Origin of the sequence: Pseudomonas sp. St386 (assembly GCF_018325865.1) — a bacterium.
Taxonomy (GTDB): domain Bacteria; phylum Pseudomonadota; class Gammaproteobacteria; order Pseudomonadales; family Pseudomonadaceae; genus Aquipseudomonas; species Aquipseudomonas brassicacearum.
The window spans coordinates 3201329-3226552 of sequence record NZ_AP021900.1 but is presented as its reverse complement, the minus strand read 5'-3'; the positions used below and the strand labels follow the sequence as shown (position 1 = coordinate 3226552).

Here is a 25224-nt window from a genome sequence, read left to right as displayed (position 1 = left end):
ATGGCATTACCGAAGAAAGCCCAGATCATCAGCGCCACACTGCTCGCGGTGGCCATCGGCGCTGTGTTCTATTTCAATCGTCCTGAATCCAGTGCATCGATACAGTCTACGGACGATGCCTACGTCCATGCCGACTTCACTACGGTAGCACCGCAGGTATCGGGCACGGTTGAGACAGTATTGGTCGAAGACAACCAACCGGTGAAAAAAGGCGACCTCTTGGCAACCATCGACGACCGCGATTTCGTCGCTGCCGTGAACGCGGCGCAAGCACAGGTCGCCAGCGCCAGGGCCGGCATCGCCAGCCTGCAAGCGCACTTGATCCAACAGGAAACCACCATACGCCAGGCACAAGCAGTGGTAGCGGCAGACGCGGCGGCGCTCAAGCTGGCCAGCGTCAATCAGGCCCGTTATCGCAACCTGGCCACCGATGGGTCGGGCACCGTACAGGCCCAGCAGCAGGCCGAAGCGCAGTTGAGCGTTCAACTGGCCAGCCGGGACAAGAGCCAGGCGGGGTTGCAGGCTGCCCGGCAATACGTGGATATCCTCAAGGCCGATCTGGAAAAGGCCAAGGCGGCCCTCGCCCATGCCGAGGCGGCGCAAGCCATCGCGCAACTGCAACTTTCCTATACCCGCATCACCGCACCGATCAGCGGCACCGTCGGGGAGAAATCGATACGTGTCGGTGCTTTCGTCAATGCCGGAAAACCCTTGCTGGCGATCGTGCCGCTGGACGCCGTCTACATCACCGCCAACTTTCGCGAGACACAACTGGCGCGCGTAGAGACCGGACAAACCGTGGATATCGAAGTGGATGCCTTGCCCGGCCAGGCGCTGGAAGGCACGGTGCAAAGCCTGGGGCCGGCCAGCGGCGTCAGCTACTCCGCCATTGCCCCGCACAATGCCACAGGCAATTTCACCAAGATCGTCCAGCGCTTGCCCGTACGCATCCGCATCGACCCCGACCAGCCCGGGGCGGCGAAACTGCGCGTGGGGATGTCCGTCACGCCGCATATCCGCATTGGTGAATAAATCCATCAGGGCTTTTGTGACGAGCTGGGTTCTGTAGGAGCTGACGAGTGCAACGAGGCTGCGATCTTTCCCCAGACATTTGAATCGCGAGCGAAAGATCAAAAGATCGCAGGCTTCGCCAGCTCCTACAGAACCCGGCAGGACAAATCCCCTTGCATGCGCAGGTGAAGCCCTAAGCAAATAACTAAAAGTTATTTGTTGTATGTTTTTTAGATCATTTAGATTAAGCCTTAAGCCCAATGGCTTCGCGGTACTGCCTCAAGAACGTTGGCATTTACCCATTTTCAGTCACGGCAATCTCATTAACGGGCCACCGTCATGCAGCTTCTAACGCTTCCTCCCTCCCCCGGCCTGGCCACCTCGATTCGTGCCACGGCCCAGGTCTTCGAAGACCCCACCTCCCGCGCTTTGCTGGCGCATCTGCAACAAGTCGCGCCCAGTGACGCCAGCGTGCTGATCATCGGCCAGACCGGGACCGGCAAGGAACTGGTGGCGCGCCACGTACACAACCTCAGCGCCCGTCGCCACAAACCGTTTGTTGCGGTCAACTGCGGGGCGTTTTCCGAAACCCTGGTGGAGGCCGAGCTGTTCGGCCATGAAAAAGGCGCGTTCACCGGCGCACTGACGGCCAAGGCCGGCTGGTTCGAGGAAGCTGACGGCGGGACGTTGTTCCTGGATGAAATCGGTGATTTGCCGTTGCCGATCCAGGTCAAGTTGCTCCGGGTGCTACAGGAGCGCGAGGTGGTCCGGCTGGGTTCGCGCAAGAGCATCAAGATCGATGTGCGCGTGTTGGCGGCCACCAACGTACAGTTGGAAAAAGCCATCAATGCCGGGCACTTTCGCGAAGATCTCTATTACCGTCTGAACGTGGTCAGCCTGGTGCTCAAACCGCTGCGCGAACGCCCCGGTGACATCCTGCCGCTGATCCGCCACTTCATTGCCGAGTACAGCCGCAGGCTCGGTCACGGCGAGGTGACGCTGGATGCCCAGGCGCAGCGCAAATTGCTCGACTATTCCTGGCCGGGGAACATTCGCGAGCTGGAAAATGTCATCCACCACACCCTGTTGATTTGCCGCAACAACGTGATCGGCGTGCAGGACCTGCACCTGTCTAACTTGCGTATCGAACGCCAGGACAACCCGCCGCAGGCGCCCCCTCAAAGCGCAGAGGCGCTTTTACAAAAAGCCTTCGAGAAACTGCTCGAGCAAGAGCATGGCGACTTGTATGAAAAGGTCGAGGCCGAGTTGTTGCGCGCCGCCTACCGCTACGCCAATTGCAATCAGGTTCACACCGCCAGCCTGCTGGGCCTGAGCCGCAATGTCACCCGCACGTTGCTGATCAGGATCGGCGAACTGGTGGTCAACCGACGCCGCCCGGCACTGGACACCCAGGATGGCCGGGTGGTCAACCTGTCGACCTGAGTCCAAGGCTCCTGCAGGGCCCTGGGATCTTTGATCGTTCCCACGCTCCCGCGTGGAAATGTCTCCAGGGACGCTCCGCGTTCCGCTTCTGGAAGGTGACGCAGAGCGTCACGGGATGCGTTCCCACGCTGGAGCGTGGGAATGATCATGCTTCCTGGCCTCTCCTCCGCGTTCCCAGGTAGAAATCCTGCAGATCACCGCGAGCCGCCAGTTGTTCGGCGCTGCCTTCACTGACCACGCGACCGCTTTCCAACACGTAACCATAGTGGGCGTAGCCCAGGGCGATGTTTATATTCTGTTCGGCAATCAGGAAACTGACGCCATCGCGCTGATTGAGTTGGCGCACGATCTCGAAGATTTCCTCGACGATTTGCGGCGCCAGGCCCATCGACGGTTCGTCAAGCAAGACCAGTTGCGGCTTGGCCATCAGCGCACGGCCTATCGCGATCATCTGTTGCTCACCGCCCGAGGTGTAGCCGGCCAGGCTTTTGCGCCGCAGTTTCAGCCGCGGAAAATGGCCATAGACCAACTCCAGGTCAGCCAGCAACTGGCGCCGCGGCACCTGGCGCGCCAGGGCGCCGGCCAGAAGATTTTCCTCCACGGTCAACTGGGCGAAACAATGCCGACCTTCGAGTACTTGCACCAAACCGGTCGCAGCCAAGGTGTGAGGCGCGCAGTGGGTCACCTCCCGTCCCTGGTAGACGATCCGCCCCCGCACCACTTCGCCCCGTTCTGCGCGCACCAGGTTGGAGGCCGCTTTCAACGTGGTGCTTTTACCCGCGCCGTTGGCGCCCAGCAGCACCACGACCTGCCCTTTTGCGACCTCCAGCGACACGCTGCGCACGGCCAGGATGGTCTGTTCGTAGAGGACTTCAATATCGTCGACCTGCAGGATCGGCACGTTCGTCGTCATGCTAGTTTCGCCTTTTCAGGCAGCGGCCGGACGCATGCGCCCGGCCGCCGCGATGCCTCAGGATTCCTTGCTGCAATCACGCGGGGTAATGCCTTTTTCCCGGGCGTACTGATGCGAAGACGCTTCGATGATCGGCCGTAGCAGGGCGCGGTCGGCCTGTACCCAGTCACTGATCAGCTTCCACTGCGTACCGTCCCATTGCTGGAAGCGCACCGCACCACCGCCTTCATGGTCCGAGCACGACAACTGCAACGGCTGCACCAGGCCCAACGCCCCCAGTTCCTTGAGCCGGGCGTCGTCGAGCTTGAGGTTCTCAAAGCCCCAACGCACCTGCTCACCCGTCAGGGGTTGCTTGCCGAATTTCTGCTGGGCAATGCGCAGCGCTTCTACGTTGAGAATGCCGTTGACCACACCGAGGTTGTAATACACCGTACCGAAACGCTTGGGGTCGGCCAGGTCGCCATGACCGGCGTCGACCACTTGTTTCTTGATGCCCTGCAACACCGGGAAATCGGTGCCCGAAGGGTGCGTGGTGATAGCGATGAAGCCCTTGGCCGCGGCACCGGCCGGCGCGGCGTCATCCTCGGAATTGCTCCAGATGTTGCCGATGATGTGGTCGGCCGGGAAACCGACTTTCTGCGCGGTTTTCAATGCCACCGGGTTCATCACGCCCCATCCGCGCAGGATCACCCAGTCGGGTTTTTCCCGACGGATATTCAGCCATTGCGATTGTTGTTCGTTGCCCGGGTGCGGCACCTCCAGCAAGGTCAGCGCAAAACCGTACTTGTCGGCCAGGGTCTGCAGCACCTCGTTGGTTTCCTTGCCATAGGGCGAGCCGTGATACAGGGTGACGATCTTCAGGCCCTTGAGTTTGTCCAGCCCCCCGGCCCTTTGGCCGATGTAGTTGATGATCGCCGACACTTCGGAATACGGGTTCAACTGCAACGGGAAGACGTAGGGAAACACGCTGCCATCGGTGGAGTCCGTGCGACCGTGGTTGATGGTGATCAGCGGCAGTTTGTCGGCCGTCGAACGCTCCAGCGTGGCGTAGGCGATGCCCACCGACAGCGGGTTGGTGGCCGCCGCCGGCGCGCCATTCAAACCTTTCTTCAGGCGCTCGTAGCACTCGACGCCCTTTTCGACCACGTATTCGGTCTCGCACTCGCTCCAGGTCAACTTGACGCCGTTCACGCCGCCGTTGGCGTTGACGTACTTGAGGTAGTCGATGAAGCCGCCGAAAAAACCGGTGCCGCCGGCCGCATAAGGGCCGACGCGATAGCTTTGCAGCGGGAAATATTGTTCGTTGTCCGCCTGGACGGTGAAGGCCGCGGCGGTGAGGCTCAGGGACAGTGCCAGGCTGCTGGCGAGTGATCGTTTGAACATCGGATTTTCCTTGTTATGAAGCCATAGGTAAGCCAACAAAATGGAACTGCAAACCCGCGCCGTGCGCATCGCTCAGTAGCGCAATGGCCACAGCCGTGCGCGCTGGCGAAATCTCTGCCAGAGGCGCGCAAGGCCCTCTGGCTCCTTGATCAGGAACAGAATGATCAGGGCGCCGAATATCATCTTCTGCAGGTTCTCCACCTGGCCGGCGTCAACCAGCCCGCCGGGCAGCAGCGACACCAGGTTCGAGAGCAACACCGGAAACAGCACGATGAAGGCCGCGCCGAGGAAGTTGCCCAGCAGGCTGCCGAGGCCGCCGATAATGATGATGAACAGGATCTGGAACGACCGATTGAGGTCGAAACCGTGGGGCTCCACCGTGCCCAGGTAAGCGAAAGCCCAGAGCGCGCCGGCCACCCCGAGGAAAAAACCGCTGATGGCGAACGCCAGCAACTTGGTTTTTGCCAACGCAATGCCGATGACCGCGGCGGCGGTGTCCATGTCGCGCACCGCCATCCAATTGCGCCCCAACTCGCTGCGCACCAGGTTCTTGCCCAGCCAGAACAGCGCTACCACCACGCTCAGGGTCAGCAGATAGCGGCCGGCCGGCGCGTCGAGGTTCACCCCCAATACATCCAGGCGCGGCGCGCTGATCACGCCCGAGGCGCTGTTATTGGAAAACCAACTGAACCGGGTCAGCGCCCAGGTCACGAAGAACTGCGCCGCCAGGGTCGAGACCAGCAGATAGAAGCCCTTGATGCGCAAACTCGGCAGGCCGAACAGCACCGCCACCAACGCCGCCGCCAATCCGCCCAAGGCGATACTGACCAGCAACGGCAAACCGGCGACCCGTACTTCGAGGTTGTAAGTGGCAAAGGCGCCCACCGCCATGAACGCCGCTGAACCAAGGGACAGTTGCCCGGCATAGCCGGTGAGCAAATTGAGCCCCAACCCGGCCAGGGACAGCACCAGGAACGGTATCAGGATCGCGCTGAACCAATAGTCATTGCCCAACCAGGGCACCACGACAAAGGCAAACAGCAGCAACGCGACGAGTCCGTGACGGTCCTGGCGCAGCGCGAAGACCCGGCGGTCCTGGGCATAGTGGGTGTTGAACTGGCCTGCTTCTCGATAAAACATCATGCGTTCCCCTAAACCCGTTCAATGGCCCGTTCGCCAAACAACCCCGCCGGACGCACCAGCAGAAACAGCAGCGCCAGCACGTAGGGAAACCAGTTCTCGATGCCGCTGCCGATGAAGGGCCCGAGGTAAACCTCCGCCAGCTTCTCCGAGGCGCCGATGATCAAGCCGCCGACAATCGCGCCGCTGATGGAGGTGAAGCCGCCGATGATCAGCACCGGCAAGGCCTTGAGTACCACCAGCGAGAGCGAGAACTGCACACCGAGGCGAGCGCCCCAGAGCAGCCCGGCGACCAACCCGACAAACCCCGCCACCGCCCACACCACCACCCACACTCGCTGCAAGCGGATGCCCACGGCCAGTGCCGCCAGCGGGTCATCGGCCACCGCCCGCAACGACAATCCGAGCCGGGTCTTGTTGAACAGCCAGGACAGCAGCAGCACCAGGAGCGCTGCCGTCAACGCGGCAAAAATGTCGAACTGCGACAACAACATCCCGCCCAGCTCCAGCGGTTCGTCACTGATGCCCAGCTCCAGGCCATGCACCTGGGCGCCCCACAGCGCCTGGGCGAAGCCTTCGATGACGTAGGACAGGCCAAGGGTGGCCATGAACAACGTGATCGGCGAACGGTTGACCAAAGGGCGCAGTACCACACGCTCCACGGCCACGGCGATCAGCAGCATCGCCGCCAGGCTGATGAGGAACGCCAGCCAGAACGGCACACCGCGTTCCAGCAGGCTGACGAAGGTCAGCGCCGAGAACAGCACCATCGCGCCCTGGGCGAAATTGAATACCCCGGAGGCCTTGTAGATCAGCACAAAACCGATGGCCACCAAGGCGTACATCACCCCCGCCAACAACCCGCCAATCAATACTTCAAAGAAAAATTCCATCGCTGTTCCTGTTCTGCGGGCGCAACTTGCTTGCCCTCCCTGGTGGGAAGGCGTCGAATATCCAGTGTCAGTGGCGAGCGCCCAGGTAGGCCGAAATGACCTCGGGGTTTAGCCGTACTTCCTCGGGCGAGCCATCGCCGATCTTGCGACCGTAATCGAGCACCACCACGTGATCACTGATGTCCATGACCACGCCGATATCGTGCTCGATCAACACCACGGTGGTGCCCAGCTCACGATTGATGTCGACGATGAAGCGACTCATCTGCTGCTTCTCGTCGGCGTTCATCCCGGCCATGGGTTCGTCCAGCAGCAATAGCCGAGGCTCCGCCGCCAGCGCCCGGGCCAGCTCCACCCGCTTCTGCAAGCCATAGGGCAACGTGCCCACCAGGGTGTCGCGCCAGGGCTGCAAATGCAGGAACGCGATAACGCGCTCGGCCGATTCGCGCTGGCGGTCATCCTCGGCCCGGGCGCGACCGATGCGCAGCGCCTGCTCGATCCAAGTGCTGCGCCGCTTGAGGTTGCGTCCGGTGAGCACGTTGTCGAGCACGCTCATGCCCTTGAACAGCGCGATGTTCTGGAACGTGCGGGCGATGCCGCGTACCGCCACGTCGTGGGGGCGCATCCGGCGCCGCTCCTGTCGATCAAAACGGATACGCCCCTCCTGGGCCTGATACACGCCGCTGATGACATTCAGCAGCGAACTCTTGCCGGCGCCGTTGGGGCCGATCAAGGCGCAGATCTCTCCGGTGGCGACGCGAAAGCTGATGTCCGTGACCGCTTTGACGCCTTTGAATGACAGTGAAATATGGTCCAGCTCCAGCAAATGCGTGGCGGCCGTCTGGGTCATGAGGCGTCTCCTCTCAGGCCAGTTGCGACTGGAGCCCGCTCCAGTCATCGGTGGTTTGCTGCACAAGATGCGTCGACGCTTCCCAGTGGGCCGCATCGCTCCACTGGCGAACCCGGATACCCAATGCCTGGAAAAATGCCTGGGTTTCGGGCGGTAACGCATCGCCCACCAGCAGCGGTGCGCGGGTCCGGGAAAACCCCAGCACATCGCGCAAAGGCCGGCGCACCAGCCAATCCCCCAGATGCCGTTGCAGGACGTCGGGATGGGCCGCCAACGCCCAGTCCACCAGCCCACGCGACCAACTGCCCGGCGCCGGCAAACGCTCCAGCGCATAACGGTACAAACGCTCATAAGTTTCCCGCGTCCCGGCCACCAGCGTCGGGCCCAGCTCGCGGCGGTCGCGATCACGGGTCGCCAGATTCTCCGGAAAATTCAGGCGAAAACCGGCTATCAACCAGGGCGCCAGCAGATAGCGGGCTTGTCCGCCCGAGGCGAACGCCCGCGCGGCCAATGCCTCTTCCTGCCGTCCCAGACCTTCGCGCGTCACCAACCGCTGGCCCTCCTGCAGCAGCTCGGCGTGGCTGACGCGTTGCTCTTCAATCGCCTGCCCAGCCCCGCGATAAAACACAAAGGCCGTTTGCAGCACTCGCCCTTGCGGTGCCCGTTCATTGATTGGCTGCTCGGCAACCAGCGCGGCGTAATCCAGCGCTTGAACAAATGGCGTCGAATCCGCCAGGCCACGCTTGTCGAGATAAACCAGCACACGCGCAGCCACCTGCGCCGCACGCAGACGCAGCATCTCTTCCAACCCTTCCACCAGGACGAAATCCGGCTGCAGCGTGCCGAGCAGTTGCACCTGTTCGGCCGCCACCTCCAGTGGATCGAACAGACTCGCCACGCCCCCCAGCCACTGCGCGGCCAAGGCTGCAAGCAGCACCTGTGGTCTGGGTCGGCTGATGATCGTCAGGGTCGCGCCCGCTGAAAAACCGCGGGCTTGCAGGGCACTCGCCAAACGGCGCACCTCATCGGCCACTTGCGCCCAGCTCCGCTCTTGCCAGACACCCAGGTGCTTATGGCGCAACGCGACATCCGCGCCATGCCAATGCGCCTGTTGCCGCAACCACTGGGGCAAGCTGGCCGGTGCCGCGTCGAGAGTGTCGGTGAACGTGCCCATACTGCCTCCCGCGCCTAAGCGACTGCCGCCGTTTTGGCTGCCACTTTGCGTTGCTCCAGCTCACGCACCAGCGGCAGCACCTTGCGGCCGAAATACTCGACTTCTTCCTGGAAGTGCAGAAAGCCGGCGAGCACCAGATCCACACCCACGGCCTTGAGCGCGACGATGCGTTCGGCGATCTGCTGCGGTGTGCCGATCAGGTTGGTCTTGAAGCCATCGTTGTACTGCACCAGGTCCTCGAAGCTGGACTTGGCCCAGTTGCCCTCGCCTTCCGGGCTTGATTTGCCGGCCTGTTTCGCCGCATCGCCGAAGGCATTGACGGCCTCGGGGTCGGCCTGGTCGATGATCTGGGCAAGGACCGCCCGCGCCTCTTCTTCGGTGTCGCGAGCAATGACGAAGGCGTTTACACCGACCTTGACCTTGTGATTGTTGGCCGCGGCTTTTGCCTGGAGGTCATCGATCTGCGCCTTGACGCCTTCCACGGTATTGCCATTGGTGAAGTACCAGTCCGATACCCGGGCGGCCATGTCCCGTGCCGCCCGCGAGCTGCCGCCCTGGAAAATCTCCGGGTGCTGCTGCAGTGGTTTTGGCTTGAGGGTGTAGTCGTGGAAGCGGTAGAAGTCACCGCGCAAGGTGAAGCTGTCGGTGGTCCAGATGCCCTTCAGCGCGGTGATAAATTCTTCGGAACGGCGATAGCGCTCATCGTGCTCCAACCATGGCTCGCCAATGGCGGTGAACTCGCCCTTGAACCAGCCCGACACGATGTTGACCGCCACCCGGCCGCCTGTCAGGTGATCGATGGTTGCGATCTGCTTGGCCAACACCGACGGCGTCCACGGCCCCGGCAGAACCGCTGCAATGACTTTCAGGCGCGTGGTGGCGGCCAGCAAGGCATGACTGAACGCCACGGACTCATGCTGGTATTCGGCGCCGTAACCGGCGGTAAAGCGCACTTGGGACAGGGCGTAGTCGAAGCCGGCCGCTTCAGCGATCTGGGCCAGCTTGCGGTTGTAGTCGATGCCCCAGTCGGTGCGTTGCTCGATTTTGCTGACCACCAGCCCGCCACTGACGTTGGGCACCCAGTAGGCAAATTTGATCGTGTCCTGGCTCATTGCATGTACTCCACGGCTCGTTTTGAAAGGAAGAAATTGATCAAGCGGCACTGGCGTCGCGTCGAACGCTCGGTACCAGGCTCAGCAACGCCGACTCGACGGCGCGTTCGATACGCTCCAATACCTGTGCGCTGGAGATCCGGTATTGGGTGAAATCGGTTTCGCTGGCATAGACCCCCACCGGCAGGCTCAGGGCCTGGAAGAAGCCGAACAGGGGTCGCAGTTGGTGATCGATGATCAAGGCATGGCGATCCGAGCCCCCCGTCGCGGCCAGCAGTACCGGTACATTCTTGAGGGCTTCGTGATGAACGAAATCGAACAGATGCTTGAACAGACCGGTGTACGAGGCCCGATACACCGGGCTGGCGGCGATCAACAGATCAGCCGACTCAATGGCCAGCAGGTCATCCTGCACGGCAGCCGGCAACGCCTCGCGACGCAAGACCCCGGCGAACTGTGGACCGACCTTGGCCAGTTCGATCAAACGCAGCTCGATCGGCAGTTGCTGCCCGAGCCTGTCCACCAATGCCTGGAGCAGGACCAGCGTGCGTGACGGGTGCTGCACGCTGCCTGACACCGCCACCACTTTGAATTGCTTGCTCATCGCTTACCCCATGCCTGGAGACGCCACCTCAGCGTCTGCACAAGGTGTAGAGCAGCAACCGTGCCAGTTAAATATTCATTTATTAATCAAATACTTAGGATCTTAGCCGGATCATGTCACTGTCGCTTGACGGACAAGCTGTTGATCCACTGTTGCCTGACGAACATTCGCTGCGTCGATGTTTGTGGCAGCAACTGTTGCCGGGCACACACTTGCGCAACAGATTGTTCGCAGCGAGGGCAGCCCTTTCCCTGATGAACGCTGTACAAGCCCCGTATTTACAGGCGTTGGGCCTCGGGCATGGACTGTGCAATAGCCACTGGCACCGGCAGGTTTCTCCCCCTGCCCACCTATTCGTCATAAGAAGGAACATCACCATGACCGCACAGCAACAACACCTGCCGCCGATCCTTTCCACCGGCACCGACTATGAGCCCTTGGCCGAACGTTTTCGGCCGATCTTTACACGCATCCAGGCCGGCGCCCTGGAGCGTGAGCAGACGCGCAGCTTGCCCTTTGAACAGGTGAAATGGCTGAAGGAAGCAGGCTTTGGTGCCATTCGCGTACCGGTCGAATATGGCGGCGCCGGGGCGTCGTTGCCGCAACTGTTGCAACTGCTGATCGAACTGGCTGAAGCCGATTCCAACCTGCCCCAGGCGCTTCGCGGGCACTTTGCATTTGTCGAGGACCGCCTCAACGCCCACGCCAGCAGCCCACAAGACATCTGGTTCAAGCGCTTCGTCGAGGGTGAACTGGTGGGCAATGCCTGGACGGAAGTCGGCGCCGTGAAAATCGGCGACGTCGGCACCCGGGTTTCCCGCCTGGGTGATCAATGGGTCGTCAACGGCACCAAGTACTACAGCACCGGCAGTATCTTCGCCGACTGGATCGACGTGTATGCCCAACGCGACGACAACGGCGCCGACGTGATTGCCGCCGTGCGCGTGCACCAGTCGGGCGTCAAGCAAAGCGATGACTGGGACGGTTTTGGCCAACGCACTACCGGCAGCGGCACGTCGCTGTTCGAGAATGCGTTGGTCGAGGCGCAGAACCTCATCGACTTCTCCACCCGCTTCAAATACCAGACCGCGTTTTATCAACTGGTCTTGCTGGCCGTGCTGACCGGTGCCGGCCGCGCTGCGGTTCATGACATTACCGAGCAAGTGCGCAAACGCACGCGGGTCTTCAGCACCGGCAATGCCAGCGAAGTGAGCCAGGACGTGCAGGTGCAGCAAGTGGTCGGCAGGGCCTCGGCCCAGGTCTATGCCGCCGAAGCCACTGCCCTGCGAGCCGCGAGCGCCTCCCAACGCGCCTACGAAAGCCGCTTCAGTCAGAACACCGAGACCGAACACACCGCCAACATCGCCGCTGAACTGGAATCGGCCCAGGCCCAGGTGGTCATCTCCGACCTGGTGCTACGCGCCACCAACGACCTGTTCAATGCCCTTGGTGCCTCGGCCACCAGCACCAGCAAGGCCCTCGACCGTCACTGGCGCAATGCCCGCACCGCCGCTTCGCACAATCCGTTGATCTACAAGGAGCGCATTATTGGTGATTGGGAAATCAATGGTACGGAACCGCCGTATGTCTGGCAGATTGGCGGGGGGTCCAAGCAGCTTTGAGTAGGTGGGTTGGTGTGTATATCCGTTACCGCAGGAACGGATATACACCCCCTCCCCCCAAAAAAACCCAACAAGCGACTTACCCCAATACAAACAGACAAGACCAAGCACAAAAAGGATCAACTAGCTGACGACCCAAACACACCGCATAATCGATCTACCCCCATCCACCCGAAGGGTCGCTGAAGATGACAGTTATCCATAAGGCCGCTCAGATAGGATACTCAGCAGAAGCCCGCACCTATACCCAAGGGCGCCCAGACTACCCAAGCGAAATACAGGCCTGGCTCAGCAGTGCACTGGAAATCAGCCCAGGATCGACAGTCATTGAATTAGGAGCCGGTACCGGTAAGTTCACTCGCCTGCTGGACTCAATGACGATCAATACCATCGCCATCGAACCGGTCGAGGCGATGCGAATCGAGTTTGCCAAGCATCTGCCGAACACCAGGATTCTGGAGGGAACGGCCGAATCCATTCCCCTCGAGGCAGGGGCGGCGCAGGCGCTCGTATGTGCTCAAGCCTTCCACTGGTTCGCGAATGAAACCGCGCTCCAAGAGATTCACCGAGTACTCAAACCGGGCGGCCGGCTCGGTCTGATCTGGAACGTGCGTGATGAGTCAGTGGACTGGGTGGCCGACATCACCAAAATCATCACCCCCTTCGAAGGCGATACCCCACGCTTTCATACCGGAAACTGGCGACGCCCCTTCAACGGACGTTACTTCTCGGAGCCCGAACTGACCTGTTTTAGTTACAGCCACGCAGGCAGCCCCGAGACGGTCATCCTGGATCGCTTTCTGTCCGTGAGCTTCATCGCAGCGCTGCCTGAGGCAGAGAAAAAACAGGTAGCGGATCAACTACGGGCCTTGATTCAGACCCATCCGGCGCTGCGCGGGCGCAAGCACATTGAGTTCCCTTATCAGACCCACGCTTATTCATGTCGCCGCCTGGATTGAATCACGACGCCATCAACCCGGCAGGAACTCGTACCTGACGCCCCCAAAACACTGGCATCATGCCTTTTTCCTTGCACTCATGGAGTGACTGTGACGAATCTTTGTGCCGCCCCTGAGTTTGCTCCCGCCGCCACTTTACCGCCCTACCGCCTCTTTCCCCGGCTCGGGATGTTTGTACTTGCGACCCTGGTAGTCTTCCTGGCAGCAGTGCCCGAAGTCCTGTTCATACCCGCAGACATGCAGGCCTACCTGACGTTCACGACCACCTCGGGTATCACCGCGCTCGTTCTCCTCGCTCTCTTCGCCCTGCAGTACCGCGCCGATGCGCGCACTCAATGGCGTGGTCATTACATAGGCACCCCCCTGCGGTGGGGTGCGCTTGGCATCGTTGGCGCCTACCTGTTTTTCGGGGTTGCCACCCTCGTGCTGGGGTTGCCACGAGAAGTGTTCATGGCCGAGCTTCTGGACGGGCTCAACAGCTGGCAGGCCACGATCAAGATCGCCTCGCTGATCGTGCTGCCCCCCATCGCCGAAGAGTTGTTTTTCCGCCATTACATGCTCCGACTGTTCCCCTACGAGAACAGCCGTGCCTGGACATGGATCACGGTCATCGTTACGTCGGCCATCTTCGCCGCCATGCACATCCAATACGGGAACTGGATCACCGTCGTGCTGATCTTCGCCTGTGGGGGCATATTCGCTATCGCAAGAGTGGTCAGCGGTGGCCTGCTGGTTCCGGTGCTCCTGCATTCGCTGGCCGAAATGGTTGCACTGACCACTGATAAGTCTTTCTCGCTGATGGGGCTTTACGGTTAAGCCAGCGGTGCCAGGCCAGAGCCCTTTATGGCGCCTGAACCTCGACTTGCGGCAGAGGAAGCTCGCCCAGCGGTGAGTAATGCATGGTCAGGACCGCCCACCTCAGCCCCTCCACGCCTGGCACGGTGTCGGAGGCCTTGGATGAATGCTCGACGTAGCCGGCATATTCCTCGACGTACTGGAGATGCTTTTCCCAGCGCGCCTGATCAAAGTTCACGCCAAAGATAATGACGCTGCCCGTGGCCACCTTTTCCGCCTGGGCTTTCAAGCGGGTCATGTACCAATAGTCTCTGGCCGCACTGTCGAACATCTTGCCCTGATTGGCATTGGCGAAGGGGGTCTTGAGTTCAATGAAGTGAAAGCGCTTTTCATCCTGGTCGCGGATCCACAGGTCGCATTGCTTGGAGACGATATCCATCTGCGACCAACGCTGATCAAGCGCCACCTTGTACTCGACACCCACATCGGCCAGCTCGCGGTCGGGGCCACGAAGCCCACGGGCGTGGATCAACCAGAAATAGAACTCGAATTTCAGCCAGCCCTCGAAACCGTTGGCCAGGGCACTGATGGATGACGGCAGGTATTTGCGGTCCTCCTTCCACGATTGCATGAAGTCGCGAAACGCGGATGCGACGTCAGGGATTCCGGGCATGGGTCACTTCCTTGTATCGGCCTGAAGATTTTTGGCATAGTGCCATCACCCTCCTGCTGGCTACAATGCCACGCTATGATTTCGCAAACGTCAGTACCTCAAACAAGGGCAACCATGAACTCTCACGCAGCGTGCCTCGGACTGTCTGCCTTGACGCTCGCCTTCCTGAGTGGGCCCGTCCAGGCCTCGACGTGGCAGATCTGCCACCTGGAGCTGCGTATCGTCGAGGTCTTGAAACAACCCTACCCACAGCTTCAGGCGCAGATCGTGAAAGCCAGGCCGAAATCCGCCTCGGTGGAGTGCCCCGCGCAAGGCTCATCGCTCACCTTCACCCCGGAAACCCCAGACTACCAAGCCACGCTGCCCCGCCGACAATGGCCCGGCAAAGGGCAGTCGGTACGGGTGGACTACCGCTACCTCGATGGCGTTTGTAAAGGCGACGGCAACTCCTATGCGTGTCGTATCAAGCACTACCCGGTGGTGGGTCGATAATCAGTCACCTGGGGACCGTGGCATTTAGCTGATGACCTCAATGCAACTCAAGCCAACAGCTCAGTGATCCAACGGGCCTGCCGGGTTATGTCTTGCAGCTTCTCTTCCGGCACGGCTTGCCGCGCCTTGGCGAAGCTGGTGAGGGTCTTTTGCTTCTGGCGCAGCAGGCGCTGCCACTTGGCCAGGAAGATCGGGGTGCGGGCCTGCAGCTGCAGCGGGCCGAAGTACAGCTCCTCGGCGGTGTACGTCACCGGCCCGGCGCGCTCGGCGACGATGATCTCGTAGTAGAAACGGTTTTCCCGCAGCACTTCCTCGCAGAGGATGCGGTAGTCGTTCTCCATCAGCCATTGACGTAGCGGTTGCTCGCCGCCGTTGGGTTGCAGGATCAAGCGCTCCTGGCCGCTCAACCGCGCTTTGCCGCTGTCCAGGATGTCGCGGATCGTCTCGCCGCCCATGCCACAGAGGCTGATCGCCGTGATCCCGTCTTCCGGCTCGATCGCCGCCAGGCCATTGGCCAGGCGCACGCTGATCTGCTGTTCCAGGCCATTCTCCCCAACGGTGCGTTCGGCGGCGCGAAACGGCGTCAGCGCCACCTCGCCAGCCACCGCCATCGCGATGGCGCCACGGCGCAGCAAGGCCACCGGCAGGTAAGCGTGATCCGAGCCGATGTCGGCCAGGCGCGCACCTGCCGGCATATGCGCCGCCACGCGCTCCAGGCGCATGGACAAGGTCTGTTCGTTCAACTGCAGTTCCCTGGATTAATCGTAGAACGGCTCAACCGCCGTCCGACTGCCGACAAAAAAGCTGTCCGCGACCAACCGCAGCGGCTGCAGGTCCATGTCGCTGGTTTTGTCGGCAATCAGTTGTTGAAAATGTCGATACACCGCCGCGTACTCGCCTTCCTCGGAAACAGCCTGGCCCACGCCGTCGATGCTCAACAGCGCACCGCCATTGTCCAGGCGCAGGACGCCTTCGGCGCAGCGAATCTCGATGCTCCAGAGCTCGTCATGCCCATGGTCAAAATCGAACTCCGCACGAACATCGAGGTGGCGCGCGTCGGCCATCTTGATGCTGGCGGCAATCGGCGACTGGCAGTTGTCCGGCACGCGCAACTCGGCGGACTCCACGAACAGCGGCAACGCCAGCAGATGGGTCACAATCGACAAGGCATTGATACCCGGATCGAAGACGCCCAGGCCACCGGGTTGCCAGATCCACGCCTGGCCGGGGTGCCACTTGCGCACGTCTTCCTTCCAGTCGATCTGCACGCTCTGCAAGGTGCGACTCGCCAGCCAGTCACGGGCGGCTGCGATGCCCGGCGCGTAACGCGAATGCCAGGCGAACAGGCCGCTGACGCCTTGCTCGCGGACCTGCTCCACCAACGCCATGGCTTCTCCCAGCGTGGCGCACGGCGGTTTTTCCACCAGCACGTGTTTGCCAGCCGCCAGCGCCTGTTGCACCAGGGCAAATCGACCTTGTGGCGGTGTGCAAAACGCAATGGCATCGACCTGCGGACCGTTTTCGAGCAGTTCGCCCAGGGACCGGAAGTTATCCACCCCGGCGCAAGGCTGCCCTTGCGTGGCGACAGCCACCAGTTGAAACGCGGGATTGGCGTGGATGGCTGGAACGTGTTGATCCTGGGCAATCTTGCCGTAGCCCACCAGCCCGAGACGAATCGGTTGCATCGATGACTCCTGATTTTTGTACTTGTGATCGGCCAGCAAACTAGACGCAAATCGCCCGGCGGACAATGGGGGCCGTGCAGTATCTATACGATGGTCCTGCGCAATTGGGTAACAGCAGTGCCGCAAAGACCTCAGCTGTGCCGTAGCTCACTGGCTGCAGTCACGACGTTGGTCACCCGGCCGAAGAAGGGTTCGAGTCGCTCACGCGGCGCATCGTGCTCCACCACCAGGGTGGCGACCTCTTCGCAGGCGGCCACCTGATAGTGGGCAACGCTGGAGAGTTTCTCATTGGTCACCGCCGCGATCACCTGCCCGCTTGCCGCGACCACCGCGCGCTTGAACTCCGCGTCATCCAGGCCGAACGCCGTGACGCCATTGTCCGGATCGATGGCGCAGGCACCGAGGAAGCACACGTCAAAACTGAACTGACGCAATTGCTGGACAGCCGTCAGCCCGATCACACCACCCGCGTTAGGACTCAAGCGGCCACCCAGCAGGATGACCTCAGCGCGGGGCAGCTTCATCAACTGAACCGCAATCAGCGGCGAATTGGTGGTGAGGGTCAGCTGCAGTTGCGGATCGATGGCGCAGGCCACGGCCAGATTGGTCGACCCGGCGTCGATGAAGACGTGCTGGCCCGCGCGCAGCAGTGCAGCGGCCGCTTGGCCGAGACTGCCCTTGCGCGCCGGGTCTTTGCGCACGCGTACCTCCATCGGCCCTTCGGGAGCGGGCAAGAGTATCGCGCCGCCATAAACGCGCTTGCACACTCCCGCCGCTGCCAACGCGCCCAGGTCACGCCGTATCGAATGCTCGGACACATTGAATTCGCTGGCCAAGTCGGCCGCGATCACCCGGCCATACCGGGCAAGACGCTGGCTGATCAATTGCTGGCGTTCGCCGGGGAACGCTTCGTGAGGAGAAGTCATGACAGTACAACCTGCATAAACGAGCACTAATGATCACAAACGAGCAAATAGTGCCGCTTATGCAGCGAGGCGTCAAACCCGCTCGTCAAGCGGGCTGTCAAACGTTAAAGATCAAGCGGCCCCAGGGACATTCGTGCCCATACCCAAGGGCAGGAAAGGTTGAATCTCATCGATTTCCTCGGCACTGAGGCGCAGCTGTGCGCCGGCAATCAGCCCATCGACCTGCGCGGAACGGCGGGCACCGACGATGGCGCCGGTCACCACCGGCTTGCGCAGTACCCAGGCGATGGCGACTGCCGCCGCGCTCACCCCGTGCCGTTCACCGATACCGGCCAAAACCTCGACCAGCGCCAGGTTCGCACTCAAGCGCGGCTCCTGGAAGTCCGCGCTGCGGGCCTTGCGCCAATCGTCATCGGGCAATTGGGCGATGCGCTCGCGCGTCATGCTCCCCGAAAGCAGGCCCGATTGAAGGGTGGAATAGGCCAGGACACCCATCCCCGCCTTCTCGCAGAATGGCAGGACGTCTTCCTCGATATCTCGCATCAGGGCGGAATAAGGTGGCTGGAGTGAGACGATCTCGGTTACCGCCTGGGCCCGCTTGAGTTGCGCGACATCGAAATTGGAGACACCGATAGCGCGAACTTTTCCCTGTTCGCGGGCGGTGGCCAACGCCGAAAGCGCACTTTCGATTCCTTCACTGCTGCCGTCGGCAGGAAAGGCCGGCCAGTGGATCTGATAAAGATCGATGGTTTCGACTTGCAGCCGGCGCAAGCTTGCCTCGACCTCGGCAAGCAGCGATTGAGGCGCCAGCGAGTGCGAGATCGCCTTCGTGACCGGGTCCCAGACCAGACTGCCCTTGGTGAACACCAACGGACGCCGTGAAGCCGGCACCCGACGCAACAGTTGCCCAACCAGTTGTTCGGCGTGGCCCAAGCCATAAACCGCCGCGGTATCGATCCAGTTCACACCACGCTCGACGGCATATTCAAGGGCGCCCAGGCTGTCCTCGTCGTCCTGCGCGCCCCAACTGTATTCCCAGCCGGTGCCAGCAATGGCCCAGGTTCCCAGGCCAATGGGCGAAATCAGAAAATCCGATGATCCAAGACGATTCTTTTGCATAGCGAGTTCTCCACAGATGATGTGGGCCAGTATCCGCGAGCGATCTCATGACGATAAGATGGGTAATCGTATTTGAACTACTGAACAATATTCATGAGTCAGCGCCCCGATCTTTCCGAACTGGATGCCTTTGCGGCCGTCGCTCGCCATCGCAGCTTTCGCAAGGCCGCCGACGAGCGTGGCGTTTCGGCGTCTGCCTTGAGTCACGCGATGCGTGCACTGGAAGCACGCCTGGGTGTCAGGCTGCTCAATCGAACCACGCGCAGCGTTACCCCGACCGAGGCCGGCCACCAGCTATTGGCAACGCTGGCCCCGACCCTGCAGCAGGTTGCCGATGCACTGGCGCAACTGACCTCGATGCAGGAAGTGCCTGCCGGCAAGCTTCGTCTCAACGTGGCGCGTCCGGCGGCGCGTGCGGTATTTGCGAAAGTGCTCGCGCCATTCGTGGCCAGGTATCCACGTATTCAACTGGACCTGGTCACCGATGATGGCTTGACCGATATCGTGAACGGCGGGTTTGACGCGGGTGTGCGCTTTGGCGAAAGCCTGGCCGGCGACATGATCGCCGTCCCTGTCGGCCCCCCTCAATCGTTCGTGACCGTGGCCTCGCCCACCTATCTGGCCGCGAAGGGAATCGCCCAGGCTCCACGCGACTTGCTCGACCATGCCTGCATCGCCCGACGTTTTCCCAGCGGCAAACTCTATGCCTGGGAGTATCAGGCACAAGGGCAACCGATCCGCCTGTCCGTCACCGGACCGCTCATTCTTGAAGACGATGCGCTGATGATCCAGGCAGCAAAAGATGGCGCCGGAATTGCCTACGTCTACGAGGAGCTGGTGCGCGATGACATCCGCAATGGGCAGCTCACGGAACTGCTCGCGCAATGGAAAGCGCCGCCAAGCCGGTTTTTTCTCTACTACCCCAGCCGGCGTCACGTACCACCGGCCCTGAAAGCGTTCATCGAGTTCATCCGGGCAGATGATTGACCAACCTGAAACCGGCAGACAAAAAAAGCCCCGCGACCGAATACGGTGCGGGGCAAGGAAATTGGTTGGTTGCGGCCAACCAAAGGAGCACAGTGAAAAACGTTTACGGGCCGGTCAGATGCATTCCTGCGCGGCGCGTTCAAAACTCGAAGGCAGGAGGTTGGAAGCCAGCAAATGTCGCTCGTAGATGAATACCTTGCCGCCGCTGCCAGCCTTGTAGGCTTCCAGCACGTTGTCTGCCGAGACTTTGCTCGGCACCACGATGCGGTAGCTGCGCTGGGTCTGCGAGACCATCGGGTTCAAGGCATTGCCCTGCAATTTCGGTATGACGCATTCAGCGTACTGGGCCGGTGTCTTGCTGGTCTGCAAGGTCAGGGTCGGATCGTTCGGCGCCGAGGCACAACCGGCCAGCAACAACGGGGAAAACGCCAGGGGAAGCAAAAATAAAGGGCGCATGAGTGGGGGTCCTGAAAATAAAATAATCGGTTGCGTGTTCGATGGCGCTGATTTTCCAATGATTGTCGGCAAAGCAGAACTTGCATTTCGTAATGGTCACTATTACTCCTAGCAATAGTTGCAAGCCGAGAAAGATTGATGAGGTATAGCCATGAGAACGTTTGATCTGATTCGCGACGCGGTATTGCCCGACTTCCGTGAGCGGGTGGCTGATTACCTGATCCAGTACGAAAGCGTGCTGTTGAGCAGCACCGAACCCGACCCGGAGCTCAGGCGCGCCACGGCCAATCAACTGCGCGGTTATTTGCGCGGGTTGAACACCACTCGGGTACTGGGCATGGCGGATTGGGAAGAGCTGGATCGGCGGGTGGTGAATACGTGGCTTTAGCGCCCGGCCAAGGACAGGCCGGACTTCCAGGAATGTGTTCGACTCATTGTGGCGAGGGAGCTTGCTCCCGCTGGACTGCGCTGCAGGAGATGCCGAAGGCTCAGGCCGCGTTCGGACGATCTCTTGATCTTTCACTTGTGGCTCAAATGTCTGGGAAAGATCGCACCCTCGCTTCGCTGGACAGCTCCTACAGGCCCAACGCTCGCTTGCGCCCTGTTCAGCAACCGTTGCACCCACGCGGCATCCTGGTCATTGATCACCCCATAGCGGTTCGGCGGTAGAAAATTCCAGTGATGGGCGGCCTCGACAAGGCGCTTGAGCTCATCGGCAGACAGCCAGTACGGCGTATCCACCAATGGCATCGGCGGCCCATCGAAACGCCGGCCCAGTTGCAGGTTTGTGCCGGGGGCGAAAGCGATCGCCAGTTGCTGGCGAGGTTGCAACAGCTTGTCCGGTGCAGGCATTTGCCCTTCCCGTCCGTAGCTGAAGTCGCCCGAAAATTGCTCTTTGAGCACCAGCCAGTGCCCCGCCGCGGTCTTGGCCAGAATCCATTGCGATACACCGCTGTCTTGCACGCACTTCAACTTGCCGTCGGTCCATTGCATGAGGGTGTTGCAGTCCGGATCATAGTCGTTGGACCACAGGTTGACGCCGCAGACCAGGGTATGGTGTTCGAGCTCGACCAGCCCTTGATCGGGCATCGATTGCCAATATCGCTTGGTCGGGTCGCGCTTATCGCGCAAGTAGTTATGCAGGACCCAGGCAGCCATGAACAGCAAGGTGGCGAGTACAAGCCAGTCAAGGGAGGCCTCGACGATCCGGTCAAGGTTGACGCCTGGGGCGGATAACCCTTGATAGACCAGCAGCCCCAGCGAAAACGCGATGCCTGGCAACACCGGACCCAGGCCCAACGGCGGCACCAGCACCATGATCCAGCTGAAGCGATGCATGGTTGCGTGCTCCCGCGCCCAGGCCAGCTCCTGCTCCAGCATCGGCACCCGCTCCCGTGGGCCGATGTCAGGATCGGGGGTCTGGAAGCGTATATACAGGCTGTAGGTGTCATCACTCATGGATCGGATCATGCCCTTGAAGTCATCATGGTCGAGCAACCCTCCGGGTCGCCCCTTGACGCTGGAACAGGCGTATTATCCGGATAACCAGGCGCCATGTAGACACCCATTCATGCCGATCTCCCAAACTCGTCCCTCACCCGCGCCCTTGCTCAAGCCAGGCGAGACAGTGGTCCTGTTCGACGGCGTTTGCAAACTGTGCAATGGCTGGGCGAAGTTCCTGATCCGCCATGACCACGCCCGCCGCGTGCGGTTGGCCTCCGTACAGTCGCCCGAAGGACAAGCCTTGCTTGCCTGGGCGGGCCTGCCCTTGCAGCAGTTCGACACCATGGCCGTGGTTCGCGATCAGCATTACTGGGTGCGTTCGGATGCAATTTTTGAAGTCGTAGCCCTGCTGCCCTGGCCCTGGCGCCCGGTGAAACTGCTGCGCTACGTCCCCCGCAAGCTTCGGGATTGGGCTTATGATCGCATTGCCCTGAATCGTTATCGGCTGTTTGGCAAATACGACGTGTGCCTTTTACCGAGCCCGGATCATGAGCGGCGTTTCTTGACGGCTCCAACGCCTGGGAGCCATCCGGTGGAACGGATCGGTACTTAGCCCTTCAGTAGCTCGATCCACTGAGGTGGCGTCATCTTCGTCACCATGATCAGCACAATGACAAACATCCCCAAAAAGCCAAAAACCCCCATCCAGAACCACTTTTGATACACGGATGAGTATCGATCACCGAGCACCCACCCGTCCCCAAGCGCGCTCGAAGCCATCACGTATAAACGCTTCTGGAGCACCAGCACAGGAAGCCACAGCGCCCCCACGCAAAAGAAAATGATCAACGACGTCATTATCCATTCCGTGGTCAGGGGAAGTCCGGCCAGTCTCATTAACAGATAGCCCGTCCCAATCTGAATAAAGCCCGCCGGCGTGGTAATCCAAGTGTCGAACTGGACGACCGTCCTGGCCACGTGGGCAATGATCTGAGGGTTGGCGGTGCGGCTGGCCGCGATCAGGTAGAGGTAGGACCCCATGCCGAAGCCGAACAGGAAAATGGCAGCAATGATGTGGAGGTACTTCAGGCAAAGATAGAGCATCTGTCAGCCCTGCTCGTCAGAGAAGTGAACGGACAGGCTCAAGTTTTCGGGGTCGTTGATGGCAGCCATGTATTCGTCAACGGTGATTTCACCCACGCAGGCCCGAGCACCGGATTCGGGCAGATACCCTTGGGCGACTTTTGCCGCCAAGGCAACGGCTGCACAGCTGGGAATCTCCGGGCCCTTGTCGTTCATGGCGGTGAGCTGCACGTTCATCGACAACGGTTCGCCATTGGCCCCCATGCCATGGACGTCGATGTACATTGCGCTTTTGCCATCGCCAAATCGTTCGAACCAGAGCCCCCACCGATGAAGCCTGGCGGCCCAAGTAACATGGTCACGCACCACCCCCATCCTCATTGCCTGGGCCAGCAGATAATTGGCAATGCCGCCGAGCTTCAAGCCTGAGCCGGCCTTGAAGGTCAGGGTCTGGGCACCGTAGCGGCTGGCGAAGATATCCATGTCCGGCACGTCGACATTGGCCAATACCCGGGTTCCCATATGGCGCATTCTGCGAAGTGTCAGATCCTGCCATCCCAGGACCTCATGCACTCGGCCATTCCTGAGTTGCTTGATCGGCTTGCCTGCATAGGCCAGAACGCCTTCGACGGTGGACAACCCCGGCATCTTGGCCGAAGAGGAAATACCATGTTCGATCGTGTCGATACGTTTAAAGCGATGCCGCTGCTGATCAATGAGTGCGGCCGAGAGCGTCGGCACTGAGCTGCAACCACTGAGGATCGCCACGCCTGCTTGTTTTGCCCGGGCGTCGAGTGCGCCAATGCCGGTGACGAAGTCTCTGGAATCGGACAGGTCACAGTAGTTCACACCCGCGTCGATGCAACTCTCGGCCACGGCATAGGATTGCCCTTGGAATGGGCCACCGGTATGGATGACCCATTGGATGTTCATCAATCCAAGGATGGATTTGAAGCCCGCTGCCATGGCGTCGCCGCACCAACTTTCACACACCGTGCCCGATTGAGCGTTCAACTCCTCGACTTTGAGCTGCAGTTTTTGGGCGTCACGCCCCGAAATCACTAGCTGTACACCTGGCATCACCACCAGGTGCCTGGAAACGATACTGCCGAAGTTTCCATACCCGCCGACCACCATCACCCTGAGCGTCATTCCATCCTTCCCTAAATATTCGATAAAGCCAGCAACCTTGCCACAAGGAAGACTCGGTGGTGTACCCCCTCGCCACAAGAGCGGTTCGGCAGGAGGTCAGTGAGTGGCCGCATTAGTTCCCTGTTGATACTCCCGAGGGGTGCAGCCGAACTCGCGGCGAAACACGGTGTGCAGGTATTGCGCCGATTTGAAGCCGCAATTCTGGGCGATGTCGGCAATCGGCGAGTTGGTGTTTTCCAATCCGTTGGCGGCGGCGGCCAGTTTGAAGCGCAGGATTTCGTCGTGGACGCTACAACCGCGCTCCTTGCGAAAGTGCGATTCCAGCGATGAGCGCGACACTCCCACATAGGCCGCCACCTGGGCCGTCTTGATGCCCTGGCAGGCGTATTGGCGGATGAAGAGCAGTGCCTGCATGACATAAGGGTTGCCCAACGGTTGATGCAGGCTCGAAACCTGCACATTGATCGCATCCGGCGGTATCAGAATCTGTGTGCCGGTGGACGGCATGCCGTGCAGCATTTGATGGAGCAGGCGTGCGGCGGTGCGGCCCATGGTTTCGGTGCCCTGGATCACCGAGCTCAGCGGCACCCGCGTCAGGCTGCGGGTCAGGGGGTCGTTGTCGATGCCGATCAACGCCACCTGCTCGGGCACGGCGATCCCGGCGGTCAGGCAAGCTTGCAGCAACTGCCGGGCGCGGGCGTCGCTGACGGCGATGATGCCGATGGGTTTGGGCAGGCTTTGCAGCCAGGCGATCTGTTGTTCGACGGCGCTGTCCCACAGCGGTGCGCTGGTGCCCATGCCGCGATAGACCTCGGCGTGCAGGCCATCGCGCTGCACCAGCCGGCGAAAGGCTTTTTCCCGTTCCTGGGCCCAGCGATTGGCTTGTGCTTCAGGCAGGCTGAAACAGGCAAAACGGGTTAGCCCGGCCTCGATCAGGTGCTCGTAGGCCAACGTCATCAACGCATCATTGTCGGTGGCGACATAGGGAATGCCCTTGGGGTAGGCGCGTTCATCCTGATAAGAGCCGCCCACCGCCACCACCGGCAGCTTGATCCCGGCCAGCGCCTCGCCGATCAGCGGGTCGTCGAAGTCGGCGATGATCCCGTCGCCCTGCCAGCGCTCGATCCCTTTCAAGCGACAGAGAAAATCTTCCTCGAGGAACAAGTCCCAGGACGCGCGCGTGCTGCTCAGGTAGTTGCCGATGCCGCTGATGATGCCGCGGTCGTAGATCTTGCTGCCGTTGAACAACAGTGCAATGCGGTGAACGGGCGGGACGGTTTTCATTGGTTTAACCCTGGGCCGATGCACA

At 60.9% G+C, this 25224-nt stretch carries 28 protein-coding genes; 9 read left to right on the top strand and 19 right to left on the bottom strand.

Going from position 1 to position 25224, the window contains the following annotated elements:
• A complete protein-coding gene (locus KI235_RS14200; RefSeq protein ID WP_003201371.1) occupies positions 1–1032 on the top strand; it encodes an HlyD family secretion protein in 1032 nt (343 codons plus the stop codon).
• Positions 1033–1350: 318 nt separating this feature from the next.
• A complete protein-coding gene (locus KI235_RS14195) occupies positions 1351–2454 on the top strand; it encodes a sigma-54 dependent transcriptional regulator (RefSeq protein WP_060613830.1) in 1104 nt (367 codons plus the stop codon).
• 145 nt (positions 2455–2599) lie between these two features.
• On the opposite strand, the gene KI235_RS14190 is transcribed toward KI235_RS14195, so the two are convergent.
• The 8 genes from KI235_RS14190 to msuE all read right to left on the bottom strand — a co-directional run bounded on the left by KI235_RS14190 (position 2600) and on the right by msuE (position 10523).
• A complete protein-coding gene (locus KI235_RS14190) occupies positions 2600–3367 on the bottom strand; it encodes an ABC transporter ATP-binding protein (RefSeq protein ID WP_212795828.1) in 768 nt (255 codons plus the stop codon).
• Between the two features lie 57 nt (positions 3368–3424).
• Positions 3425–4750, bottom strand: coding sequence for an ABC transporter substrate-binding protein (locus KI235_RS14185; protein ID WP_003201366.1), 1326 nt, complete (start codon positions 4748–4750; stop codon positions 3425–3427).
• 72 nt (positions 4751–4822) lie between these two features.
• Positions 4823–5890 (bottom strand): branched-chain amino acid ABC transporter permease, encoded by a 1068-nt coding sequence (locus KI235_RS14180; RefSeq protein ID WP_212795868.1) that lies wholly within the window; start codon positions 5888–5890, stop codon positions 4823–4825.
• 11 nt (positions 5891–5901) lie between these two features.
• Positions 5902–6783 (bottom strand): branched-chain amino acid ABC transporter permease, encoded by an 882-nt coding sequence (locus KI235_RS14175; protein WP_003201363.1) that lies wholly within the window; start codon positions 6781–6783, stop codon positions 5902–5904.
• Between the two features lie 67 nt (positions 6784–6850).
• Positions 6851–7633: an ABC transporter ATP-binding protein gene (locus KI235_RS14170; protein WP_027911751.1), complete on the bottom strand. Its 783-nt coding sequence runs from the start codon at positions 7631–7633 to the stop codon at positions 6851–6853.
• Positions 7634–7646: 13 nt separating this feature from the next.
• A complete protein-coding gene (locus KI235_RS14165; protein WP_060613829.1) occupies positions 7647–8807 on the bottom strand; it encodes an AMP-binding protein in 1161 nt (386 codons plus the stop codon).
• Between the two features lie 14 nt (positions 8808–8821).
• On the bottom strand, positions 8822–9919 hold the full coding sequence (gene sfnG, locus KI235_RS14160; RefSeq protein WP_212795827.1) for a dimethylsulfone monooxygenase SfnG: 1098 nt from the start codon (positions 9917–9919) through the stop codon (positions 8822–8824).
• A 40-nt stretch (positions 9920–9959) separates the two neighbouring features.
• Complete coding sequence (gene msuE, locus KI235_RS14155; protein WP_013693227.1) at positions 9960–10523, bottom strand: FMN reductase; 564 nt, start codon at positions 10521–10523, stop codon at positions 9960–9962.
• Positions 10524–10900: 377 nt separating this feature from the next.
• On the opposite strand from msuE, the gene KI235_RS14150 reads away from it, so the two are divergent.
• Both KI235_RS14150 and KI235_RS14145 read left to right on the top strand, forming a co-directional pair.
• Entirely contained in the window at positions 10901–12145 is a 1245-nt protein-coding gene (locus KI235_RS14150; RefSeq protein WP_114730945.1) for an acyl-CoA dehydrogenase family protein, read from the top strand.
• Between the two features lie 188 nt (positions 12146–12333).
• On the top strand, positions 12334–13104 hold the full coding sequence (locus KI235_RS14145) for a class I SAM-dependent methyltransferase (RefSeq protein ID WP_038855864.1): 771 nt from the start codon (positions 12334–12336) through the stop codon (positions 13102–13104).
• A gap of 135 nt (positions 13105–13239) precedes the next feature.
• Here KI235_RS14145 and KI235_RS30430 read toward each other — a convergent pair whose 3' ends face one another.
• On the bottom strand, positions 13240–13452 hold the full coding sequence (locus tag KI235_RS30430; RefSeq protein WP_223524342.1) for a hypothetical protein: 213 nt from the start codon (positions 13450–13452) through the stop codon (positions 13240–13242).
• Between the two features lie 102 nt (positions 13453–13554).
• On the opposite strand from KI235_RS30430, the gene KI235_RS30425 reads away from it, so the two are divergent.
• On the top strand, positions 13555–13920 hold the full coding sequence (locus KI235_RS30425) for a CPBP family intramembrane glutamic endopeptidase (protein WP_223524345.1): 366 nt from the start codon (positions 13555–13557) through the stop codon (positions 13918–13920).
• Positions 13921–13945: 25 nt separating this feature from the next.
• Here the strand turns inward: KI235_RS30425 and KI235_RS14135 are convergent, their stop codons facing one another.
• The gene (locus KI235_RS14135; protein ID WP_003201348.1) at positions 13946–14572 is read right to left on the bottom strand and encodes a hypothetical protein; all 627 of its coding nucleotides are present in this window, start codon (positions 14570–14572) and stop codon (positions 13946–13948) included.
• 114 nt (positions 14573–14686) lie between these two features.
• Between KI235_RS14135 and KI235_RS14130 the strand changes: the two genes are divergently transcribed.
• Positions 14687–15064 (top strand): hypothetical protein, encoded by a 378-nt coding sequence (locus KI235_RS14130; protein WP_003201346.1) that lies wholly within the window; start codon positions 14687–14689, stop codon positions 15062–15064.
• A gap of 47 nt (positions 15065–15111) precedes the next feature.
• On the opposite strand, the gene KI235_RS14125 is transcribed toward KI235_RS14130, so the two are convergent.
• From KI235_RS14125 to KI235_RS14110, 4 genes are all read right to left on the bottom strand, one after another.
• Entirely contained in the window at positions 15112–15807 is a 696-nt protein-coding gene (locus tag KI235_RS14125) for a tRNA (adenine(22)-N(1))-methyltransferase TrmK (protein WP_114730946.1), read from the bottom strand.
• A gap of 15 nt (positions 15808–15822) precedes the next feature.
• A complete protein-coding gene (locus KI235_RS14120; RefSeq protein WP_114730947.1) occupies positions 15823–16749 on the bottom strand; it encodes a Gfo/Idh/MocA family oxidoreductase in 927 nt (308 codons plus the stop codon).
• Between the two features lie 131 nt (positions 16750–16880).
• Positions 16881–17675: a DeoR/GlpR family DNA-binding transcription regulator gene (locus KI235_RS14115; RefSeq protein ID WP_003201338.1), complete on the bottom strand. Its 795-nt coding sequence runs from the start codon at positions 17673–17675 to the stop codon at positions 16881–16883.
• A 111-nt stretch (positions 17676–17786) separates the two neighbouring features.
• Positions 17787–18794 carry an aldo/keto reductase gene (locus tag KI235_RS14110; protein WP_114730948.1) on the bottom strand — a complete coding sequence of 336 codons (1008 nt, stop codon included), beginning with the start codon at positions 18792–18794 and terminating at the stop codon, positions 17787–17789.
• A 93-nt stretch (positions 18795–18887) separates the two neighbouring features.
• Between KI235_RS14110 and KI235_RS14105 the strand changes: the two genes are divergently transcribed.
• The gene (locus KI235_RS14105) at positions 18888–19781 is read left to right on the top strand and encodes a LysR family transcriptional regulator (RefSeq protein WP_038855858.1); all 894 of its coding nucleotides are present in this window, start codon (positions 18888–18890) and stop codon (positions 19779–19781) included.
• Between the two features lie 114 nt (positions 19782–19895).
• Here the strand turns inward: KI235_RS14105 and KI235_RS14100 are convergent, their stop codons facing one another.
• Positions 19896–20237 carry a hypothetical protein gene (locus KI235_RS14100; protein ID WP_003201332.1) on the bottom strand — a complete coding sequence of 114 codons (342 nt, stop codon included), beginning with the start codon at positions 20235–20237 and terminating at the stop codon, positions 19896–19898.
• A 151-nt stretch (positions 20238–20388) separates the two neighbouring features.
• Here KI235_RS14100 and KI235_RS14095 point away from each other — a divergent pair, with 151 nt between their 5' ends.
• Positions 20389–20625 carry a hypothetical protein gene (locus KI235_RS14095; RefSeq protein ID WP_003201330.1) on the top strand — a complete coding sequence of 79 codons (237 nt, stop codon included), beginning with the start codon at positions 20389–20391 and terminating at the stop codon, positions 20623–20625.
• 131 nt (positions 20626–20756) lie between these two features.
• Here the strand turns inward: KI235_RS14095 and KI235_RS14090 are convergent, their stop codons facing one another.
• On the bottom strand, positions 20757–21695 hold the full coding sequence (locus tag KI235_RS14090) for a hypothetical protein (RefSeq protein ID WP_212795826.1): 939 nt from the start codon (positions 21693–21695) through the stop codon (positions 20757–20759).
• A gap of 112 nt (positions 21696–21807) precedes the next feature.
• Here KI235_RS14090 and KI235_RS14085 point away from each other — a divergent pair, with 112 nt between their 5' ends.
• The gene (locus tag KI235_RS14085; RefSeq protein ID WP_003201328.1) at positions 21808–22293 is read left to right on the top strand and encodes a thiol-disulfide oxidoreductase DCC family protein; all 486 of its coding nucleotides are present in this window, start codon (positions 21808–21810) and stop codon (positions 22291–22293) included.
• On the opposite strand, the gene KI235_RS14080 is transcribed toward KI235_RS14085, so the two are convergent.
• From KI235_RS14080 to KI235_RS14070, 3 genes are all read right to left on the bottom strand, one after another.
• On the bottom strand, positions 22290–22784 hold the full coding sequence (locus KI235_RS14080; RefSeq protein WP_212795825.1) for a DUF2269 domain-containing protein: 495 nt from the start codon (positions 22782–22784) through the stop codon (positions 22290–22292). The genes KI235_RS14085 and KI235_RS14080 overlap by 4 nt on opposite strands.
• Before the next feature lie 3 nt (positions 22785–22787).
• Positions 22788–23915, bottom strand: a complete 1128-nt coding sequence (locus KI235_RS14075; RefSeq protein WP_028237231.1) for a saccharopine dehydrogenase — start codon at positions 23913–23915, stop codon at positions 22788–22790.
• Positions 23916–24011: 96 nt separating this feature from the next.
• Positions 24012–25199 carry a XylR family transcriptional regulator gene (locus KI235_RS14070; RefSeq protein WP_003201321.1) on the bottom strand — a complete coding sequence of 396 codons (1188 nt, stop codon included), beginning with the start codon at positions 25197–25199 and terminating at the stop codon, positions 24012–24014.
• Positions 25200–25224: the final 25 nt, after the last annotated feature.

Coding starts and splice junctions, on each gene's coding strand:
- KI235_RS14200 (WP_003201371.1), top strand. CDS start 1: ATGGCATTACCGAAGAAAGCCCAGATCATCAGCGCCACACTGCTCGCG.
- KI235_RS14195 (WP_060613830.1), top strand. CDS start 1,351: ATGCAGCTTCTAACGCTTCCTCCCTCCCCCGGCCTGGCCACCTCGATT.
- KI235_RS14190 (WP_212795828.1), bottom strand. CDS start 3,367: ATGACGACGAACGTGCCGATCCTGCAGGTCGACGATATTGAAGTCCTC.
- KI235_RS14185 (WP_003201366.1), bottom strand. CDS start 4,750: ATGTTCAAACGATCACTCGCCAGCAGCCTGGCACTGTCCCTGAGCCTC.
- KI235_RS14180 (WP_212795868.1), bottom strand. CDS start 5,890: ATGTTTTATCGAGAAGCAGGCCAGTTCAACACCCACTATGCCCAGGAC.
- KI235_RS14175 (WP_003201363.1), bottom strand. CDS start 6,783: ATGGAATTTTTCTTTGAAGTATTGATTGGCGGGTTGTTGGCGGGGGTG.
- KI235_RS14170 (WP_027911751.1), bottom strand. CDS start 7,633: ATGACCCAGACGGCCGCCACGCATTTGCTGGAGCTGGACCATATTTCA.
- KI235_RS14165 (WP_060613829.1), bottom strand. CDS start 8,807: ATGGGCACGTTCACCGACACTCTCGACGCGGCACCGGCCAGCTTGCCC.
- sfnG (WP_212795827.1), bottom strand. CDS start 9,919: ATGAGCCAGGACACGATCAAATTTGCCTACTGGGTGCCCAACGTCAGT.
- msuE (WP_013693227.1), bottom strand. CDS start 10,523: ATGAGCAAGCAATTCAAAGTGGTGGCGGTGTCAGGCAGCGTGCAGCAC.
- KI235_RS14150 (WP_114730945.1), top strand. CDS start 10,901: ATGACCGCACAGCAACAACACCTGCCGCCGATCCTTTCCACCGGCACC.
- KI235_RS14145 (WP_038855864.1), top strand. CDS start 12,334: ATGACAGTTATCCATAAGGCCGCTCAGATAGGATACTCAGCAGAAGCC.
- KI235_RS30430 (WP_223524342.1), bottom strand. CDS start 13,452: ATGACCACGCCATTGAGTGCGCGCATCGGCGCGGTACTGCAGGGCGAA.
- KI235_RS30425 (WP_223524345.1), top strand. CDS start 13,555: ATGGCCGAGCTTCTGGACGGGCTCAACAGCTGGCAGGCCACGATCAAG.
- KI235_RS14135 (WP_003201348.1), bottom strand. CDS start 14,572: ATGCCCGGAATCCCTGACGTCGCATCCGCGTTTCGCGACTTCATGCAA.
- KI235_RS14130 (WP_003201346.1), top strand. CDS start 14,687: ATGAACTCTCACGCAGCGTGCCTCGGACTGTCTGCCTTGACGCTCGCC.
- KI235_RS14120 (WP_114730947.1), bottom strand. CDS start 16,749: ATGCAACCGATTCGTCTCGGGCTGGTGGGCTACGGCAAGATTGCCCAG.
- KI235_RS14115 (WP_003201338.1), bottom strand. CDS start 17,675: ATGACTTCTCCTCACGAAGCGTTCCCCGGCGAACGCCAGCAATTGATC.
- KI235_RS14110 (WP_114730948.1), bottom strand. CDS start 18,794: ATGCAAAAGAATCGTCTTGGATCATCGGATTTTCTGATTTCGCCCATT.
- KI235_RS14105 (WP_038855858.1), top strand. CDS start 18,888: ATGAGTCAGCGCCCCGATCTTTCCGAACTGGATGCCTTTGCGGCCGTC.
- KI235_RS14100 (WP_003201332.1), bottom strand. CDS start 20,237: ATGCGCCCTTTATTTTTGCTTCCCCTGGCGTTTTCCCCGTTGTTGCTG.
- KI235_RS14095 (WP_003201330.1), top strand. CDS start 20,389: ATGAGAACGTTTGATCTGATTCGCGACGCGGTATTGCCCGACTTCCGT.
- KI235_RS14090 (WP_212795826.1), bottom strand. CDS start 21,695: ATGAGTGATGACACCTACAGCCTGTATATACGCTTCCAGACCCCCGAT.
- KI235_RS14085 (WP_003201328.1), top strand. CDS start 21,808: ATGCCGATCTCCCAAACTCGTCCCTCACCCGCGCCCTTGCTCAAGCCA.
- KI235_RS14080 (WP_212795825.1), bottom strand. CDS start 22,784: ATGCTCTATCTTTGCCTGAAGTACCTCCACATCATTGCTGCCATTTTC.
- KI235_RS14075 (WP_028237231.1), bottom strand. CDS start 23,915: ATGACGCTCAGGGTGATGGTGGTCGGCGGGTATGGAAACTTCGGCAGT.
- KI235_RS14070 (WP_003201321.1), bottom strand. CDS start 25,199: ATGAAAACCGTCCCGCCCGTTCACCGCATTGCACTGTTGTTCAACGGC.